The sequence below is a fragment of the Streptococcus sp. ST16 genome (assembly GCF_046098135.1).
Lineage (GTDB): Bacteria > Bacillota > Bacilli > Lactobacillales > Streptococcaceae > Streptococcus.
In genome coordinates, this window is record NZ_JBJUSE010000008.1 from 53,633 (window position 1) to 72,451 (window position 18,819).

An 18,819-nucleotide genomic window follows, 5' to 3' on the forward strand; every position below is an offset into this window, starting at 1 on the left:
ATCCTTCGATAAGCATATAAAAAAGCGAGATTGAATCTCGCTTTTTTGTTGTGATTAGTCACCCAGTCCGATACGTTCAAAGATATCGTCTACTCGTTTTGTGTAGTATGCAGGGTTGAAGATTTCATCGATTTCCTCTTGAGTCAGGCGTGATGTCACTTCTGGATCTGCTTCGAGAAGCGGTTTAAAGTCCACTTGGTTGTCCCAAGAGTAGGCTGTTTTCGGTTGAACAAGGTCGTAGGCTTGCTCACGCGTCATTCCCTTCTCGATCAAGGTCAACATAGCACGTTGGCTAAAGATAAGACCAAACGTAGAGTTCATGTTGCGAATCATGTTTTCTGGGAAGACCGTCAAGTTCTTGACGATATTTCCGAAACGGTTGAGCATGTAGTCAATCAAAATGGTTGTATCTGGTGTGATGATACGTTCAGCTGATGAGTGAGAGATATCCCGTTCGTGCCAGAGAGCCACGTTTTCATAGGCTGTCACCATGTGACCACGAATAACACGCGCAAGACCTGTCATGTTCTCAGAACCGATAGGGTTGCGTTTGTGAGGCATAGCAGATGAACCTTTTTGGCCTTTGGCAAAGAATTCTTCCACTTCGCGTTGTTCAGATTTTTGAAGACCACGGATTTCCGTTGCCATACGTTCGATTGAAGTCGCGATGCTAGCAAGAACTGCAAAGTACTCAGCGTGAAGGTCACGAGGAAGTACTTGTGTAGAAATTTCTTGAGCACGGATACCCAATTTGTCGCAGACGTATTGCTCTACAAATGGTGGGATGTTGGCAAAGTTCCCAACCGCACCAGAAATCTTACCAGCTTCCACACCAGCAGCTGCATGCTCGAAACGCTCGATATTGCGCTTCATTTCGCTATACCAAGTCGCCAATTTAAGACCAAAGGTTGTCGGCTCAGCGTGCACACCGTGGGTACGCCCCATCATGATGGTGAACTTGTGTTCTTTCGCTTTGTCAGCGATGATGTTGATGAAGTTTTCAAGGTCTCGACGGATGATGTCGTTGGCCTGCTTGTAAAGGTAACCGTAGGCAGTATCCACCACGTCGGTAGAAGTCAACCCATAGTGTACCCACTTGCGCTCTTCACCAAGCGTCTCAGAAACCGCACGTGTGAAAGCCACCACATCATGGCGAGTCTCTTGCTCAATCTCCAAAATACGATCAATGTCAAAGTCCGCTTTTTCACGAATCAAAGCCACATCTTCCTTAGGGATTTCCCCCAACTCAGCCCATGCCTCGTCAGCCAGGATTTCCACCTCAAGCCAAGCACGGTATTTATTTTCTTCACTCCAAATGTTCGCCATCTCAGGGCGAGAGTAACGGTTGATCATTTTCTTCTCCTTTAATCTAATTCACTTCTTCATCTAAGATTAAATTTTCCCAACGCTCTATTACACGTTCATCTTCCAAAATCCTATAAAGATCATTAAAGTCATTAATAAATACTTCTCTTAAAATCTCATTACTCAGATATTTATTAGCATTATCAATGATAGATTTTATAACCTCTTGAATTTCAATATCATCAATATAACAATTAGCATCTTGTAACCTTGTTATTATTTCTATGCTAATATCCTCCCTCTTTTTTATATCTTGCAGAAGTGTGTATATTTTCTTTTGATAAGGGAAATCAAATAGAACTTGCGTATTATCTTTTGTCATTAAATCTAAGTGCTCTATTCTTTCGCGTATATTAACTTTTTCTTTATCGTAGATATATTCAATTTCATCAATTAAATGTTGAGGAGCTCTATTTTCCAGCAAGAATACAGATAAGTATCTACTAATTTCCATTTTATCAAAATTTAGAGGAGATATTTCTTCAATAAATTTTAAATACGAGGATTTATCAGTTGTATTTCGTAAATAAACAAGAATTTCACTTATGGCTATTCTTTCATCTATTTTGATAGAACTTAATCCTCTACTATTTTCCGTATGTAAAAATATTTTCTGAGCCTTTGAATCATTTCTAAGCTCATATGAATAAGTACCCGATTTTTGGCTTCCCTCCTTAACGAGTTTATAATAATAATTTACTACTTTGAAAACTACTCGTCCAATCAGTTTCCTTATGCTATCATTAATTGGAATAATACTTGAGTTAGAAATCAATCTTTCATAATCAATATAATTATCAGCAAAAAATTTATGAATTAGCTTATATTCCCAACTATTTCCTACCTCTGCAAATCTATCATATCTTGCATTAGAATAGAAGTTCTTTACAAGCTCTAAAAATTGATATTCTTGCTTATTAAAATTAGCTTTTTTACCTACTGCTTTTTCAATCCTTCTATTCAATTCTACATGATTATGAATCTTAATTCTTTCCGAGAATTCCTCAATAGGTTCTTTTTCATCAAATTCCCATAGTACTAAAATTATCTTTTGTAATCTTTCAATTCCTACAGAAATATTATATAAAGCTAAAAATAATTCTGTTGGCATCTCTGAATCAATTGAATTCATATTGTTAACAATAGATATACCATTATAGATAAACTCTCCTGAAATATCTAACTCAGAAACCATGTTAAAATTTTTATAGTACCACTTTTTATTTACCATTTTTACTCCCCAAACTCAACCACACTATCCGGCACATCACTAAACAAAGTCACATGTCCCATCTTGCGGTTATGCTTCGCTTCTATTTTACCATACATGTGGAGATGGGCGCTTGGATTTTCTGCGATATACTTTTCAGCGGCCTCGACATGCTGGCCGAGAACATTGAGCATGACTGCAGGCGCATGCAATTTGATAGCTGGCAATGGTGCTCCGAGAACACCCAAGATATGGGTGTCAAACTGCGAGAAGTCGCAGGCTTCAATTGAGTAGTGGCCTGAATTGTGTGGACGTGGTGCGATTTCATTGACGATGATGTTATCAGCCGTCGCAAACATTTCCACACAGAGCGTTCCAGACAGGTTCAGTTGTTCTGCAATTCGCACAGCCATGGCTTTGGCTTTTTCCGCTAGACTTTCTGAAATGCGAGCTGGGACAATGGTCTTAGAGAGGATATTGTTGCGATGGATATTTTCCTGAACTGGGAAGACTGTCACGTCCTTACCATTTCCGGATACTATGACAGAAATCTCAAGGTCAAAGTTGACAAATTCTTCCAAAACGCAGGCTGCTGAATCGGCTAATGCATAGGCTTCTTCCAAATCTACTTCTGAGCGAATGACCTTTTGTCCATGCCCATCGTATCCACCAGTCGCCGTCTTAAGCACACAATTTTTCGACAGGTCGATATCTGCCAAATCTTGGCTAGAAGTCACAACCTTGTAGGGTGCAACTGTCACTTGTGCCTTGTTTGAGAGGAAGTCCTTTTCAAAAATGCGATTTTGAGAGATGCGGAGCAGGTCTGTTCCCTGAGGAAGTTGTCCTTCCTTGATAACCGCATCCAGACCGTCAGCATCGACATTTTCAAACTCATAGGTGAGGACATCACATCGCTCAGCCAGCTGACGGAGAGCGTTCACATCGTTATAGGGAGCCACGATGATTTCCGCCACACGAGAGGCAGGGCAATCCGCCGCAGGATCCAGCGCGATAACCTTATGCCCCATGTAGATAGCAGAAATGGCCATCATCTGACCAAGCTGACCGCCACCGATAATTCCGATTGTTTTAGATGAGCTCATTGGTAGACTCCTCTGCGATTTTTCCTTGCTCTTCTGCGAAATCTGCCAAAGCTGTCGCGATAGCCTGATCCTCTACTGACAGGAGACGGAGGGCAAAGAGGGCAGCATTAGTCGCACCTGCTTCACCGATAGCCATAGTTGCAACTGGCACACCACCTGGCATCTGAACGATAGAGTAGAGCGAGTCTACACCACTAAGAGCACGAGACTTGACGGGAACCCCGATAACCGGAAGGGTGGTTTTAGCAGCAACCATCCCTGGCAAGTGAGCTGCGCCACCAGCACCTGCGATAATGACCTTGATACCGCGACCACGAGCTTCCTCCGCATGTCTGAACATGAGGTCTGGAGTACGGTGGGCAGAGACAACTTTCTTTTCGTAGGCTACACCAAAACGGTCAAGGACTTCTGCTGTTTTTTGCATAGTTGCCCAGTCGGATTTTGAGCCCATGATGATGGAAATTACTGGTTTCATTTTTAATCCTTTCTCTTCCTTTTTTGATAATGGTCTTAGGTGGTGGGGACGGTAGCAAACCTTCGGTTTCATTCCTAAACTTTGAGCCTAAGATCTCAAATTTTCCCTAGACCAGAACATGCACTGTTCTGGTCTTTTCACCACGGTGACCATTATCGTATTTGGCGACTTCGTCGCGTTATTCTTATATCTTTACTTAATTGCCTTGCTTCCGATATCTGTTCGGTAAAAGAGACCTTCTGTGTTTTGTTGGGAGAGTTCTTGGTAGATGGTTTCTTGGGCTTCTTTAACGGTGTCTGCTGTTGTAACCAGCATATAGACACGTCCGCCGTTGGATAGCAGTGCTCTGCTATTTTCCGCGAACTTAGCTCCTGCATAGTAGGTTATGATGTCGCCTTCGGTCTTGGCTGGAAGCTTGACACCTTTTTCATAATCCAATGGGTAACCATTTGATGCGACAACCACACCCAGTGTCACACCCTTGTCCGTCCAAGTGATAGCTGGCTCTTTGCCATCCAAAATGTCAGTGATATTTTGCGCAAGATCAGATGTCAAGCGAGGCAAGATAATCTGAGTTTCGGGATCTCCAAATCGAGCATTGAACTCGATAACCTTAGGTCCAGCAGCTGTCAAGATAAGCCCTGCGTAAAGAATACCAAGATAAGGACGACCTTCTTTAATCATACCTTCAAGAACTGGCTTGATAATAGTGCCAACCGCTGTGTCAACCACGCTCTGTGGCAAGTGGGGAACTGGCGCATAGGCACCCATACCACCCGTGTTAGGCCCCTTGTCGCCATCATAGGCACGTTTGTGGTCCTGAGCTGTTGGCATGATGTAGAACATGTCACCATTAACAAAGGCAAAAAGTGAAAATTCCTCTCCTTCAAGGAATTCCTCGATGACCACACGCGCACCTGAGTCACCAAATTTATTGTCCAAAAGCATCTCATGAGCAGCTTCGACCGCTTGCTCGACTGTCTCAGCAACGACAACACCTTTCCCAAGCGCCAACCCATCCGCCTTGACTACTATTGGAGCGCCTTTCTCCTCAATATAAGCCTTAGCTTCCTCGAAATCTGAAAATGTGCCATAGGCTGCTGTTGGAACGCTGTATTTGACCATGATTTCCTTAGCAAAATCCTTGGACCACTCAAGCTCAGCGGCAGCCTTGGTCGGACCAAATGCCTTGAGGCCTACTGCATTGAAATCATCCACAATCCCAGCAGCAAGGGCGTCATCTGGCCCGATAAAGGACCAAGCTATATCGTTGGCTTTTGCAAATTCAATCAATTCAGAATGTTCGGAAATAGAGATATTTACCAATTCCAGACCATCCAGAGTCATCCCGTCATTCCCAGGAGCTACAAAGACTTTTTCAACATCTTTTGACTCAAGCAACTTCTTAGCAATGGCATGTTCACGACCACCCGAACCGACAACTAACAGCTTCATCTTTCAACCTCTTTTGCGAATTATTTACTAATATTATACCATAAACGTTCGTTATAATCTTGTTTTGCTCCGCATTTTTACGCAAAAAAGGAAAGAAACTGTTTTCTTTCCTTTACGTTCTTAATGTCTAAAATGTCTCACGCCTGTAAAGACCATGGTCAAGCCGTATTTATCAGCCGCTTCGATTGACTCTTGGTCACGGACAGAGCCCCCTGGCTGGATGATGGCCTTGATACCTGCTTTAGCGATTTCTTCCACGTTATCCGCAAATGGGAAGAAAGCATCTGAAGCCAGAACAGCGCCGTCAAGGCGGTCTTTGGCTTGGTCGATGGCAATACGAACAGAGGCTACACGGTTAGTTTGACCTGGCCCAACGCCAAGTGTCATGTGGTCGTTAGTTACGATGATACCGTTTGATTTGACATACTTGATAGCTTTCCAAGCGAACTCAAGGGCGGTTGCTTCTGTCTCGGTTGGTTGGCGTTTGGTTACCACCTGCCAGTCAGCCGGGCTTTCTTTGACCACGTCTTGGTTTTGAACGAGGAGTCCACCAACCACACCTGTGTATTCTGCTTCCACTTCGCTAGCGTCTTGAGCGTCAAATGGCATGGCCAAGATCCGCAAGTTTTTCTTTTTGTTAGTCAAAATAGCTAGCGCTTCATCCGTATAGCTTGGTGCGATGATGATCTCGAGGAAAACGCCGTGCATCTTCTCAGCTGTCGCAGCATCTACCTCACGGTTGAGAACCACAATCCCACCGAAGATAGACACTGAATCAGACTCATAAGCATAGTCCCAAGCAGTCTCGATGTCATCTGCCTGACCGATACCGCATGGATTCATGTGTTTTAATGCTACAACGGTTGGACGGTCTTTGAAGTCACGGATAATACGAATGGCAGCATCCGCGTCACGGATATTGTTGAAGGACAATTCCTTACCGTTAAGCTGTTTGGCTGAAGCAATGGAGTAATCTGTCGGCAAGGCTTTTTGGTAGAAATCGGCATCCTGTTGAGGATTTTCCCCATAGCGCATAGCTTGTTTGAGATCATAGGTCAAGGTCAACTTTTCAGGCTTGCTTTCGCCGACCTGAGCTGTAAAATACTCTGCAATCAAGGCATCATAAGCCGCTGTGTGACGGAAAACCTTGGCTGCTAAACGTTGGCGAGTTTCATAAGTAGTTTCACCATTTGCTGCCAATTCGTCCAAAATCACAGCATAGTCAGCAGGATCTACCACAACCGTTACGCTAGCGTGGTTTTTAGCCGCTGAACGAAGCATGGATGGCCCACCAATATCGATGTTTTCAACTGCGTCAGCGTACGTCACATCTGGTTTGAGAATCGTTTCCTTGAAAGGATAGAGGTTGACCACAACAAGGTCAATGAGCTCGATCTTATTGTCCTTAGCCGCTTGAAGGTGGCTATCCAAGTCACGACGAGCGAGTAATCCACCGTGGATATTTGGGTGTAGGGTCTTGACACGACCGTCCATCATCTCCGGAAAACCAGTCACATCATCAATGGCAATGGTATCCACCCCAGCATTATCAAGGGTAACCTTTGTCCCACCTGTCGAGATGATATCCCAACCAAGTTTTTTGAGTTCTTGGGCAAATTCAACAATGCCCGCTTTGTCTGAGACGCTGATTAAGGCGCGTTTAGTCATGTTATTTCCTTTCATTTACTTATCCAACAATTCTCTAATAACCTCTGGATACAACTTGTACTCTGCCTCATGAATGCGAGCTTCAAAGCTTTCGATGGTATCATCAGCTAGACGTGGCACACGGACTTGTTTGATGACCTTTCCTGTATCCACACCCGAATCCACCCAGTGAATGGTCACGCCACTCTCAGCGACACCAGCATTCCAAGCGTCCTCAATCCCATGAGCTCCTGGAAATTCAGGGAGATAGGCTGGATGAATGTTAATAATTCGACCCTCATAAGCTGACAATAAGGTTGGCCCAACGATTTTCATGTAGCCTGCTAGACAAACCAAGTCAATCTGGTGTTCTTCCAAGAGCTCGACAAGAGCTGCTTCGTAGTCCGCCTTGTTCTCAAACTCCTTGAGTTCAAAAGCATAGGACAGGACGCCGAGCTTGTCTGCACGTTCCAGCACATAGGCGTCACGATGGTCTGAAAAAACAAACTCCACCGGAAATTCTTCGGCAATCACCTGAAAATTTGAGCCATTACCAGAGGCAAAAACCGCTATTTTTTTCATTTGATGATGACACTTTCGTTTTCTTTCTTGACGATGCGACCAATTTCATAGACTGGTTCATCCAGCAATTCCTCGACTCGACCTACATTTTCAGGGCTAACTGCCAACATGAGGCCCACACCCATATTGAAGATTTCAAACATTTCTTCGTGCTTGATCTGACCGTATTTTTCAAGGGCTTTGAAAATCGGAAGAACTGGAACTTTATCTTCTTCGATTTCTGCTGCTAGATCGTCTGCAAACATACGAGGGACATTCTCGATGAAACCACCACCTGTGATGTGGGCAATACCGTTTACCAAGCCTTCCTTGATGAGTGGCAGAACAGCTTTAACGTAGATACGAGTTGGTTCCAAAAGGACATCTTTCAGTTTTCTGCCTTCCAACTCAGGCAAGACTTCTTCGCCTGTGTAGTCGGCAAAGACACGACGAACGAGTGAGTAACCATTGGAGTGAATCCCACTTGAAGCAAGTCCGAGAAGAACATCACCTTCTGCCACCTTTGAACCGTCAATGATTTGAGATTTTTCAGCCACGCCGACCGCAAATCCAGCCAAGTCGTAGTCATCTTCGCCGTACATACCAGGCATCTCAGCCGTTTCCCCACCGATGAGGGCTGCACCAGCTTGCACACAACCTTCAGCCACACCAGCAACCACTTGTTCTAGTTTAGCTGGTTCATTCTTGCCAGTCGCGACGTAGTCCAGGAAGTAAAGAGGCTCCGCACCTGCAGCGATAATGTCATTAACACACATGGCCACACAATCCTGCCCAATCGTGTCATGCTTATCATACTTGATAGCCAACATGAGCTTGGTTCCGACACCATCAGTCCCTGAGATCAAGACCGGCTCTTTGACACCTGTTTTTGAAAGGTCAAACATGCCACCGAAACCACCTAGAGCTCCCATAACACCTGCACGCTCCGTGCGAGCCACGTGCTTTTTGATCCGCTCAACAACTTCATAACCCGCTTCAACATCTACACCCGACTGGGCATACGCATTTTTATTTGCCATTTTATTTTTCCTTTTCTTTGAGAAGATTGCGACGTATTTTTAGATAAACAATTATTTTATCGAAAAATACTAGTCAGGGCTCTAGCTTTGGTCCCATAAGACAAAGCGTCTACTGACAAATGCTTTAACTTTTGGTCAGTAGCGAGACGTGGAGCATAAGCATTTTTATTTGTCATCTTCTCTTCCTTTCCTTTCATGAAGAGTCTTTATCCGTCTATTTGTAAAAACTTGTCTTATCCCCCAAGCTTCTACGATATTCTTCCTCATAGTCGTAGAGAGGAGTTGGGTAGTCTCCATCAAAATAAGCGACACAGAGACCACCATTCGGCGCATCTGTTTCAATCCCGATAGAGTTGATCAAGCCATCAATCGAAAGATAGGTCAGGCTATCCGCACCAATGATTTGGCAGGTTTCTTCGACCGTATGATTGGCCGCAATCAACTCCTGACGCGTCTGGATATCAATTCCATAGAAACATGGATAAGCTAGCGCAGGGCTCCCAATAGCAACGTGAACTTCAGACGCACCTGCTTCTTTCAAAAGCTGAACAATACGGCGAGAGGTTGTCCCACGAACAATGGAATCATCAATCATCACTACACGTTTTCCTTTGACAACACCCGAAACGGCTGATAGCTTCATCCGCACACCTTGCTCTCGCAATTCTTGAGTCGGTTGGATAAAGGTGCGTTGGGTGTATTGGTTTTTGATCAGACCCATTTCATTTGGCAGACCAGATTCTTCTGCAAATCCCATAGCTGCGCTGAGCGAGGAATTTGGCACACCGACCACGATATCCGCTTCATGCTTGAATTCACGCGCCAATTGGGCACCCATACGTTTCCGTGCAGTATGGACATTGACACCATGGATGTTAGAGTCAGGGCGAGCAAAATAGATATACTCCATAGAACAAATCGCCAACTGGGTATCATTCGTATAACTATCGTACTGGATACCATTGTCATCCACAATCACAATTTCCCCTGGTTTTACATCACGAATCCACTCAGCACCGATGACTTCAAAGGCACAGGTTTCAGACGAAACCACCACCGCTCCGTTTGCCATTTTTCCGATAGAAAGCGGACGGAAGCCATTAGGATCAAGCGCAGCAATCAACTTATCCTCAAATAGCAAGATATAAGCAAAACCACCTTTGACAAGGCTGAGCGCCTCCTTGATTTTACCCATCAAGTTCGGATTGTGACTTCGACGAATGAGGTGAGCCAAGATTTCCGAGTCCGAAGTTGAACTGAAAATAGCTCCTCTTTGTTCCAATTCTTTCTTGAGCGATTCGGCATTGGTCAAGTTTCCGTTGTGAGCAAGTCCAAACTGCATATCATGAAAGCGAAAGAGGAAGGGCTGGATATTATCTACAGAAGCTTCGCCAGCAGTCGCATAACGAACATGCCCAATCGCACTCGTTCCAGTCAGTTTATCCAAATTAGCTGGATTTCTGAACACTTCTGATAAAAGCCCCATATCACGATGACGCTTCAATTGCCTCTGATCATTAGAAAGGATTCCCGCCCCCTCTTGACCACGGTGCTGAAGACTGTGGAGACCAAAATAGGTCAATTTAGCAGCATCTGGATGCCCCCAGATACCGAAAACACCACATTCTTCATTAAGAGATTTTACTTCGTATGTCATTTTTTATACCTAATTTTTATTTGTGTAGCACCAAGAGCTAAATCTACATGACTTTTACATTACTGATACTATCTATTAGAAAATCTGTAAGTCTTATTTTCCAGTAAAGTATTTAACCGCTGACGCGAACAGGTGCTGGTCTTTATTTCCTGGGATATTTTGAAAGAGACCATCTTCGAAACGTTCTGAGTGTCCCATTTTACCGATGATTTGGCCATTCTTGCTAGTGATTCCCTCGATAGCGTTGACTGAACCATTTGGATTGTACTTGGAATCCATAGTTGGTTTGCCGTCAAAGTCAACGTATTGACTAAAGATTTGACCATTGTCATGGAGCTCCGCAAATTCCTCAGCCGTCACGACAAACTTCCCTTCACCGTGCGATACTGGAATAGCGTGGATATCACCAACTTTCACCCCAGCCAACCATGGTGAATTAGTATTGGCAATGCGAGTTTCCACCATCTTAGCCACGTGTTGGTTGGCATCGTTATAGAAGAGGGTTGGGCTGGTACTGCTTGCATCTTCAAAGTTTCCGTATGGAAGAAGACCTGATTTTACGAGAGCTTGGAATCCATTACAGATACCAATAATCAAACCACCACGAGCGATAAAGCTATCAATAGCTGCACGCACTTTTTCATTAAGCAGGATGTTGACGATAAACTTAGCTGAACCATCTGGCTCGTCCGCAGCTGAGAAACCACCTGCAAAGAAAAGGATGTTAGCCTTCCCAATGTTGTCAACCATAGTTTCAACTGACTTGACAATAGCTTCTTCGTTCAAGGTTACGAATGGCACCAAGTTAACCTCTGCACCTTCTTTCTCAAAGGCCTTGGCTGAGTCATATTCTGAGTTGGTTCCTGGGAATACTGGGATATAAACCACAGGTTTTTCAATAGTTTCCTTGGCTTTGATGACTGCGTCAGAAGCGACAGCTGGAACTTCAGCCAATTCTTTGGCTTGTGCAAATTCAGTTGGATAGACTTCTTCCAGTTTTCCTTGGAAAGCACTGTCAAGCTTGTGTCCATCTAGCTTCACACCGTTGACAAGGAGTGTAAAGTCGGCACTTGTTTGTCCAATCTTCTCCACTCCAATGATTTCTTCAGGAGATGTGAATACAAATCCACCTAATTGAGCTGTTAATGCAGTCTCAAGTTCAGGCAAGGTCACCTCTGCACCGATATGGTTCCCAAAGGTAGCAAGAGCCAAACTTTCAAGAACACCACCATATTTAACAGCTGATGCAGATGTTACTTTGTGGTCAGCTTGGATGGTTTCAAATTGAGCAAAGTTTTGCTTAATTAAATCAAAATCAATCTCTGCAGAGAGGGCTTGACCTGGAATGTAGTAGATGTTTTCACCAGCAGTCTTGAACTCAGGAGAAAGGACTTTACGGCTGTCTGCTGTTGTAACCCCAAAGGCAACCAAGGTTGGTGGTACTGTCAATTCTTCAAAAGTACCAGACATCGAGTCCTTACCACCAATAGATGGCAAACCAAGTTGAATCTGAGCTTCAATAGATCCAAGAAGAGCAGCTACCGGTTGACCAAAACGCTCTGCTTGTTTATACATACGCTCAAAGTACTCTTGGTAAGAGAAACGAGCCTTAGACCAGTTTGCACCAGCAGCAACCAAGCGAGCTGTTGCTTCGATAACTGCATAGGCAGCTCCGTGATATGGAGACCATTCTGCTACATAAGGGTTAAAGCCTTGAGCCATGACTGACGCAGTGTGAGTTACACCGTGTTGAACTGGCAATTTCTGCACAGAAGCTTCAGTTGGCGTGATTTGGTAACGACCACCAAGTGGGTGATTGACTGTTGAACGACCAACTGAGCTATCAAAGATCGTTTGCAATCCTTTTTGACTGGCATGGTTGAGGTCGGACAAAACTTCAAGCGTATCTACTTCAAGGGTTTCAGCAGATGTTTGGCGTTCTTCTGGAAGCTTGACATCCTTGTCAACCACCTTCGCATCTACGACTACCCGTACACCATTTGTATCAAGGAAACAACGTTCCAAATCAACGATTGTTTTACCATTCCAGTGCATGACAAGATTTGGTTTTTCAGTCACTGTCGCAACCACAACCGCGTCAATATTTTCTTTATTACATTCTGCAACGAAGGCATCTACATCCTTAGGACGCACCACAACTGCCATCCGTTCTTGTGATTCAGAGATAGCAATTTCTGTACCATTCAAGCCTTGGTATTTAAGAGGAACCTTGTTGAGGTCAATTTCAAGACCGTCTGCCAATTCACCGATAGCCACACAGACACCACCAGCACCAAAGTCGTTGGATTTCTTGATCAGACGAGTGACATCACCATTTCGGAAAAGACGTTGAATCTTGCGCTCTTCGATTGCATTCCCTTTTTGAACCTCGGCACCGGCAGTCTCCACAGATTCAACCGTTTGAACCTTAGAAGAACCTGTCGCACCACCAACACCATCACGTCCAGTCTTGCCACCAAGGAGAATAATCACATCACCAGCTTCTGGTTTCTCACGGACAACGTTGCCCTTGGGAGCTGCACCAACAACGGCACCAAGCTCCATGCGTTTGGCTACAAAGCCTGGGTGGAAGTACTCACGAACATAGGTCGTCGCAAGTCCAATCTGATTCCCGTAAGAAGAATAACCATGAGCAGCGGTTTTAGAAATAACTTGTTGCGGCAATTTACCAGCGCGAGTTTCTGAAATCGGAGCTGTAATATCACCTGCACCTGAGATACGCATGGCTTGGTAAACGTAGGAACGGCCTGACAACGGGTCACGAATAGCACCACCGATACAAGTAGCCGCGCCACCAAATGGTTCAATTTCCGTTGGGTGGTTGTGGGTTTCATTTTTAAACATGAGAAGCCATGGCTCTTTCACTCCATTCACATCCACCTCGATTTCAACCGAGCAAGCATTAATCTCGTCAGACACTTCCATGTCATCCAAACGACCATTGGCACGCTCATAACGACCGAAAATAGTCGCCATATCCATCAAGGTTTGTGGTTTTTCAGAACGACCTAATTCCTCGCGCATAGCGATATATTTATCATAGGTCGCCTGTAATTGTTTTTGGAACTTAGATGCTGAGAAATCAATGTTCTTCAACTCTGTCTCAAAAGTCGTGTGACGGCAGTGGTCAGACCAGTAAGTGTCCAAAACCTTGAGCTCTGTTTCTGTTGGCACGCGCCCGATTGATTTGAAATAGTCTTGGATAAAGAGCAAATCATCCACTTCCATGGCCATCCCTTGCTCAGCCTTGTAGCGGGCAAAGTCTTCTGCTGTATAGCTTTCAAAGAAAGTCAATTTTGGAATGGTCTTGTCTGACTCTGAAAATTCCTGCTTGGCAATCCCTGTCGTGATATCCTTGAAACGTGAATCAACTGGGTTGAGCAAGTAGTTCTTGACTGCTTCTAACTCAGTCGCATCAATATCTTTATTGACTAAGTAAAGTTGAGCGGTATTGACTGTTACATCACTCGAGCTACCTAGCAAGAGCAAAGCTTCCTGTGAAGATGCTGCACGCTGGTCAAACTGCCCTGGTAGGCTTTCGATGGCAAAGAAAGCATAGTTGGCAAGATCCGCCTGCACAGCCGCTTCATCCAAGACATGGTCTGTCACCTGCTCAGAGAAAATGTGTTTCTCTGCAGGTGCAAACAGGTCCTCTGCCAAGTCAAATACATCATAAACTTGCACGATGCGAATACTTTTCAAAGTTGAAAGCCCCAAGTTATGCTGAAGTTCTCTAACCAAACTCTCTGACTTGACCTGAAAATCAGCCTTTTTTTCAACAAAAATACGTTTATTCATCAATCCTTATTCCTTTATTTCAGCTCTTGCAATGTTCACAAATGACCTTGAAGGTGTTATTTTAAACCTTGCAACTTTTCCCAGACAATCTCGTAAACGTCTGTTAGTTCTCCAAGACCTCTACGGAAAACATCCTTGTCCATGTGGTTTCCATCCGCATCCCACAAACGGCAGTTATCTGGTGAAAATTCGTCTGCCAAGATAATCTTGCCATCCTTGTCAAAACCAAACTCTAGCTTAAAGTCAATCAATTTAAGGCCAATCTCAGCAAACCAAGCTTTCAAGAACTCATTGATACGACGGGTTTCTTCCTTCAAGTAAGCAATCTGCTGGTCATCCGCAATTTTAAGGAATTTCACATGCTCGTCATTGATAAAGGGATCATCCAAATCATCATTTTTATAGTAAAATTCGACAATTGGAGTCTCAAATGCGATACCTTCTTCTACGCCAAAACGTTTTGAAAAGGAACCAGCCGTGTAGTTGCGGAGCACAACTTCCAAAGGAATAATCTTAACCTTTTTATTGAGCTGTTCCGTGTCCGAAATTTTCTCTACAAAGTGAGTCGCTACACCAGCCGCATTTAATTTCTCAAAAATAAAAGATGAAATCTGATTATTTAACACTCCCTTGCCCGCAATCTGCTCCTTCTTGACACCGTTGAAGGCAGTTGCCTGGTCCTTGTAAGTTGAAATAATAAGATTTTCATCCTTAGTTGTATAGATATCCTTTGCTTTTCCCGAATAGATCAGTTGTTTTGACATTTTAAAGTTCGCCTTTCGTTTTACTTGAGCACATTCTACCACAAAAGCATGAAAAATTCAAGGTTTTTACGAATAAATAACGTTTTCCTGTTTTAAGCGTAAAGAAAAACTGCAAGATAGGCTCTTCTTACAGTTTTAAAATCATTTATTCTCTGAAAAACACGAATATTACCCTCTATTCAAAAATTGATCCCAAAAATAACGGAGATAGCTTTTCTTTCCTGTAATCATCTGCAGGCGACCTTCTGAACCATAACGAAGTGTTGTAGCCTGCTCAGAAGGCAGATGGGTCTCCGCCTCAATTTTAAAGAAATTTCCTTTTTCAGTCTTGGTAGCTGTCGCATCAATACTTGTAATCGTGGAATCCAGGAAAATTTGATTCTTCGCATCATTAGTCGTAGTATAGCGGACAGAGTCTCCAATCTTGACTCTAGCAACATCTTTTGAACTGAGATAGGCTGTAAGTTTGGTTTTTCCTTCTTTTTCCAAGGATGGGTAGAGTTGGGCTAGCAGGGTTCCTTCTGCGACCATCGTAGATTCACTAGTCTCAGGATTAAGGTGAAGAACCCCATCCTCACTTGCTGTAATCTTCCCCTTATCAAGGAGACCTCCCTGTACCTTCTTACCCGATTCCGCCTCCAAAATTTTCTGATCTAGAAGAGTTAATTCCTGGCCTACTTTAACTAAGTGCTGAGATTTGAGCGATTCCAGTTGACTATCTAGTCCCGTTGCGTGGGCTTGTTGAGCTCCAGAACCTGCATATTGCACACGATAAGTAGCTAAACTAGACTCTAGCTGGGCGATTTGTGCATCCACCTGTGCAATCACTTGCAATTTAGCTTGCGGATTTTCCTCTCTCTGAGACTTGTAGGACTGGTAGAGAGAGTAGGCCAGATTCTGACTGGTCAAGGAAGCACCTGTTTCAATAGCTGACTTAGCTGTCTGGTAATCGCGAATTTTAGCCTCTGTTTGACTGATGAGGTTCCCGATTTCAGCTTGGGTTTGACTAGCTGCTGCATTCTGGGACGCGATGGTCTCATTTTGCTGAGAAACATTACTTCTTAGACCATTCGCTTGGCTGAGATAATCTCTAAACATCTCCTGATATCCAAACTTATCCGCCTCTGGAAATTGATCACTCCCCTCTTTCAAACTGGATTGCAAATAACCCAACTGCTTTTTTTGATCCTTTAACATCTCCAATTGACTGGCATATGCTTCGACCTGGACAGCCTCCGCCCCTTGCTGGTACTGAACAAGGAGATCACCCTGCTTGACTAGTTTGTTTTCTTCTAGATAATTGGCCACGATGCGTTGATTGCTAGTCGATTGGATATTGGCAATGATCCGACTAGGTTCGACAGTTGCTCTAGTAAACAAACTAATCTCCTTCTCTGCAAAAACTGCAAATCCTAACAGAAACACGAGCAGAAGCGACATAGGTAAAATCACCCGACTGGAAAAATTATGGTAACGACGATTATAAAACTCTGCACTTTCTAAAAATTCTGGTTTCATCTTCTCCTCTTTCTAGCTATTGACCAAATGGGCGTAAAAGCCATCCTCTGCAAGCAAGTCTGCATGGGTGCCTTCTTCGACAATCTTGCCCTGATCCAAGACAACAACCTTCTCTGTCCTCTCAGCGATGGTCAATCGGTGAGCAATGAAAATCAAGGTCTTGTCTAAAGCCATGAGATTATCCACAATCCGCTTCTCTGTCAAGATATCCAAACTGCTAGTCGCCTCATCCAAGATCAAGACAGGTGCATCCGTCAAGAGAGCACGCGCCAGAGCGATTCGTTGTCGTTGCCCCCCTGAAATCCCAGCCCCATCCGAAGCCAATTCTGTCTGGTAATTCAGTGGCATGCGCTCGATATCCTCCCGAATCTCAGCCAATTCAACTGCTCGTAAGATATCTTCCTGTGTCGTCCCTTCCTTGGCTCCAAGGAGAAGATTCTCCAAAATCGTTCCGTTAAAAACATAGGGCTGTTGAGGCAGATAATTGATATGCTGCCGCAGGGCTTTTTTATCAATCTGATTGAGATTGACACCACCCAGACTAATCTCTCCCTGACTTGGGTCGTAAAAATTAACCATCATCTTGGCCAAGGTCGTCTTACCTGACCCTGAAATTCCCACAAAAGCTACCTTAGACCCTTGCGGAATGGTCAAATTGATATCCGACAAGACATCACGCCCATAGCCATACTTATAGTGGACTTGCTTAAAGGTTATATCTCCCTTCATCATGCTCAAATCTTCGACCGTTTTCTTCTCCTCAAACTCCGAAGCTACCAGATAGACCTCATTCAGACGGTTATTGGCAACCTGCGCTGTCTGAAGTTTGGTTTGCAGGTTGATGATATTTTCCAAAGGATTGGTAAAGTAAACAAGCAAGGTATTATAGGTAATCAGCTGGCCCAAACTCATTTTTCCATCCATAACAAGCACCGCTCCCATCCAGAGAACACCAACATTAAGCAGAAGCTGAGCAACTTTTTTCAGAGCCTTTTGCTGACTTTCTGCCCGACTATAGGTAAAAGACTTTTTCAGATAAGTTACAAATTCCTTATCAATCTTTTGATAGCGTGAACTTTCACTGGTCAAGGACTTGATGGTCTCAATACCATTGATGTCCTCGATGATAGAAGAAGACAGAACAGCATTGGCTTCCATAGTATCCCGATTCATCTTTTCAAAAGGCTTCATAAAAGCAAAGATAATCACGGTATAGATGGGAAGGGCAAGCAGACTAATGAAAAAGAGCGTTATATTTTGTGAAAACAAGACAAGCGAGATAATCAAAATCGTCGACACATCTAGGAAAATCGAAAGAATGGTCGAAGCTAGCGCATCGATGATACTGTTAGCATCTGTAAAACGAGACACGATTTCTCCTGTCCTGCGTGTCGCAAAGAAGGACATAGGCAGGTGGAAAACATGCTTGATATAGGACAAAATCACATCGATGGACAGCCGTTGCCCCAGAACAAGTAAAAGGTATTCCTGGGCATATGACAAGATTTGCTGGAGAATATAGACGATGACCAGTCCTATTGAGATGATACCCAGCGTCGAACGCATCTGGTCTGGTACGTAACTATCAATGATAGACTGCAGATAATAAGAACCTACAATGTTAATCAGGGTCACCAAAAGTGTCGCTAGGACGATATTGGTAATTAAGCCCCGCTGCTTGAGTAGAATCGGCAAGAAGGATAAGAGTCCTTGTTTTTTCTCCCTGTGGGGTTTATAGTCTGGAGACGGAGCCATAAAGAGACTGACTCCTGTCCATTCTTGCGCAAATCGCTCACGGGAAATCTTGGTCAGCTTAACACCAGGATCGGGATCAGCGATGTGGATTGCCTTCTTATCCTGACCTGTCACCACATAATAGTGGAGCAATTCCCCTTCCTTGAGCACATGGGCTACAAAAGGGAAGGTCAAATCAGGCAAATCAAAGAGCGTCATATCCGCCTTGATAGCGCGCGTCTCAAAGCCAATCTCTTCTGCCACCTTGACAAGACCCAAAGCAGTTGTCCCATCCATAGTCGTCTTGGCTAACTCTCGCAGGTGAGCCAAGGAGTAATAACTACCATAGTAGCCAAAGACCATGGCCAAGGAAGCCACACCGCAATCCATCTGATCCACCTGGGGACGATAGTGCCTTTTCCCAAATTTCATATCCATCTCCTTTTTTCTAATAATCTCTTAAAAACTTTG

13 protein-coding genes are annotated in these 18,819 nt (G+C 44.0%); all 13 read right to left on the minus strand.

All coding sequences use genetic code 11. The features are described from left to right. Positions 1 to 54 precede the first annotated feature (54 nt). Positions 55 to 1,353 carry an adenylosuccinate lyase gene (gene purB / locus ACIY14_RS06340; protein ID WP_409001972.1) on the minus strand — a complete coding sequence of 433 codons (1,299 nt, stop codon included), beginning with the start codon at positions 1,351 to 1,353 and terminating at the stop codon, positions 55 to 57. 16 nt (positions 1,354 to 1,369) lie between these two features. Beyond that, complete coding sequence (locus ACIY14_RS06345) at positions 1,370 to 2,596, minus strand: hypothetical protein (protein WP_409001973.1); 1,227 nt, start codon at positions 2,594 to 2,596, stop codon at positions 1,370 to 1,372. 2 nt (positions 2,597 to 2,598) lie between these two features. After that, the gene (gene purK / locus ACIY14_RS06350; protein WP_409001974.1) at positions 2,599 to 3,678 is read right to left on the minus strand and encodes a 5-(carboxyamino)imidazole ribonucleotide synthase; all 1,080 of its coding nucleotides are present in this window, start codon (positions 3,676 to 3,678) and stop codon (positions 2,599 to 2,601) included. After that, entirely contained in the window at positions 3,665 to 4,153 is a 489-nt protein-coding gene (purE, locus tag ACIY14_RS06355; RefSeq protein WP_409001975.1) for a 5-(carboxyamino)imidazole ribonucleotide mutase, read from the minus strand. The genes purK and purE overlap by 14 nt, the downstream gene beginning before the upstream one ends. 192 nt (positions 4,154 to 4,345) lie before the next feature. After that, on the minus strand, positions 4,346 to 5,608 hold the full coding sequence (purD, locus tag ACIY14_RS06360) for a phosphoribosylamine--glycine ligase (protein WP_409001976.1): 1,263 nt from the start codon (positions 5,606 to 5,608) through the stop codon (positions 4,346 to 4,348). Between the two features lie 120 nt (positions 5,609 to 5,728). Further along, positions 5,729 to 7,276 carry a bifunctional phosphoribosylaminoimidazolecarboxamide formyltransferase/IMP cyclohydrolase gene (gene purH, locus ACIY14_RS06365; protein ID WP_409001977.1) on the minus strand — a complete coding sequence of 516 codons (1,548 nt, stop codon included), beginning with the start codon at positions 7,274 to 7,276 and terminating at the stop codon, positions 5,729 to 5,731. Between the two features lie 15 nt (positions 7,277 to 7,291). Further along, entirely contained in the window at positions 7,292 to 7,837 is a 546-nt protein-coding gene (gene purN, locus ACIY14_RS06370) for a phosphoribosylglycinamide formyltransferase (RefSeq protein ID WP_409001978.1), read from the minus strand. Beyond that, the gene (gene purM, locus ACIY14_RS06375) at positions 7,834 to 8,856 is read right to left on the minus strand and encodes a phosphoribosylformylglycinamidine cyclo-ligase (protein ID WP_409001979.1); all 1,023 of its coding nucleotides are present in this window, start codon (positions 8,854 to 8,856) and stop codon (positions 7,834 to 7,836) included. The genes purN and purM overlap by 4 nt, the downstream gene beginning before the upstream one ends. Positions 8,857 to 9,070: 214 nt before the next feature. Next, on the minus strand, positions 9,071 to 10,513 hold the full coding sequence (gene purF / locus ACIY14_RS06380) for an amidophosphoribosyltransferase (protein ID WP_409001980.1): 1,443 nt from the start codon (positions 10,511 to 10,513) through the stop codon (positions 9,071 to 9,073). Between the two features lie 93 nt (positions 10,514 to 10,606). After that, positions 10,607 to 14,332: a phosphoribosylformylglycinamidine synthase gene (locus ACIY14_RS06385; RefSeq protein WP_409001981.1), complete on the minus strand. Its 3,726-nt coding sequence runs from the start codon at positions 14,330 to 14,332 to the stop codon at positions 10,607 to 10,609. Positions 14,333 to 14,388: 56 nt separating this feature from the next. Continuing rightward, a complete protein-coding gene (gene purC, locus ACIY14_RS06390) occupies positions 14,389 to 15,096 on the minus strand; it encodes a phosphoribosylaminoimidazolesuccinocarboxamide synthase (RefSeq protein ID WP_409001982.1) in 708 nt (235 codons plus the stop codon). Between the two features lie 168 nt (positions 15,097 to 15,264). Beyond that, positions 15,265 to 16,614 (minus strand): competence pheromone export protein ComB, encoded by a 1,350-nt coding sequence (gene comB, locus ACIY14_RS06395; protein ID WP_409001983.1) that lies wholly within the window; start codon positions 16,612 to 16,614, stop codon positions 15,265 to 15,267. Between the two features lie 12 nt (positions 16,615 to 16,626). Beyond that, positions 16,627 to 18,780: a peptide cleavage/export ABC transporter ComA gene (gene comA / locus ACIY14_RS06400; protein ID WP_409001984.1), complete on the minus strand. Its 2,154-nt coding sequence runs from the start codon at positions 18,778 to 18,780 to the stop codon at positions 16,627 to 16,629. Positions 18,781 to 18,819: the final 39 nt, after the last annotated feature.

What these genes read in the sequence shown, in the direction of transcription:
- purC (WP_409001982.1), bottom strand. Translation starts at nt 15,096, where the DNA reads ATGTCAAAACAACTGATCTATTCGGGAAAAGCAAAGGATATCTATACA.
- purH (WP_409001977.1), bottom strand. Translation starts at nt 7,276, where the DNA reads ATGACTAAACGCGCCTTAATCAGCGTCTCAGACAAAGCGGGCATTGTT.
- comB (WP_409001983.1), bottom strand. Translation starts at nt 16,614, where the DNA reads ATGAAACCAGAATTTTTAGAAAGTGCAGAGTTTTATAATCGTCGTTAC.
- ACIY14_RS06385 (WP_409001981.1), bottom strand. Translation starts at nt 14,332, where the DNA reads ATGAATAAACGTATTTTTGTTGAAAAAAAGGCTGATTTTCAGGTCAAG.
- purK (WP_409001974.1), bottom strand. Translation starts at nt 3,678, where the DNA reads ATGAGCTCATCTAAAACAATCGGAATTATCGGTGGCGGTCAGCTTGGT.
- comA (WP_409001984.1), bottom strand. Translation starts at nt 18,780, where the DNA reads ATGAAATTTGGGAAAAGGCACTATCGTCCCCAGGTGGATCAGATGGAT.
- ACIY14_RS06345 (WP_409001973.1), bottom strand. Translation starts at nt 2,596, where the DNA reads ATGGTAAATAAAAAGTGGTACTATAAAAATTTTAACATGGTTTCTGAG.
- purM (WP_409001979.1), bottom strand. Translation starts at nt 8,856, where the DNA reads ATGGCAAATAAAAATGCGTATGCCCAGTCGGGTGTAGATGTTGAAGCG.
- purD (WP_409001976.1), bottom strand. Translation starts at nt 5,608, where the DNA reads ATGAAGCTGTTAGTTGTCGGTTCGGGTGGTCGTGAACATGCCATTGCT.
- purN (WP_409001978.1), bottom strand. Translation starts at nt 7,837, where the DNA reads ATGAAAAAAATAGCGGTTTTTGCCTCTGGTAATGGCTCAAATTTTCAG.
- purE (WP_409001975.1), bottom strand. Translation starts at nt 4,153, where the DNA reads ATGAAACCAGTAATTTCCATCATCATGGGCTCAAAATCCGACTGGGCA.
- purB (WP_409001972.1), bottom strand. Translation starts at nt 1,353, where the DNA reads ATGATCAACCGTTACTCTCGCCCTGAGATGGCGAACATTTGGAGTGAA.
- purF (WP_409001980.1), bottom strand. Translation starts at nt 10,513, where the DNA reads ATGACATACGAAGTAAAATCTCTTAATGAAGAATGTGGTGTTTTCGGT.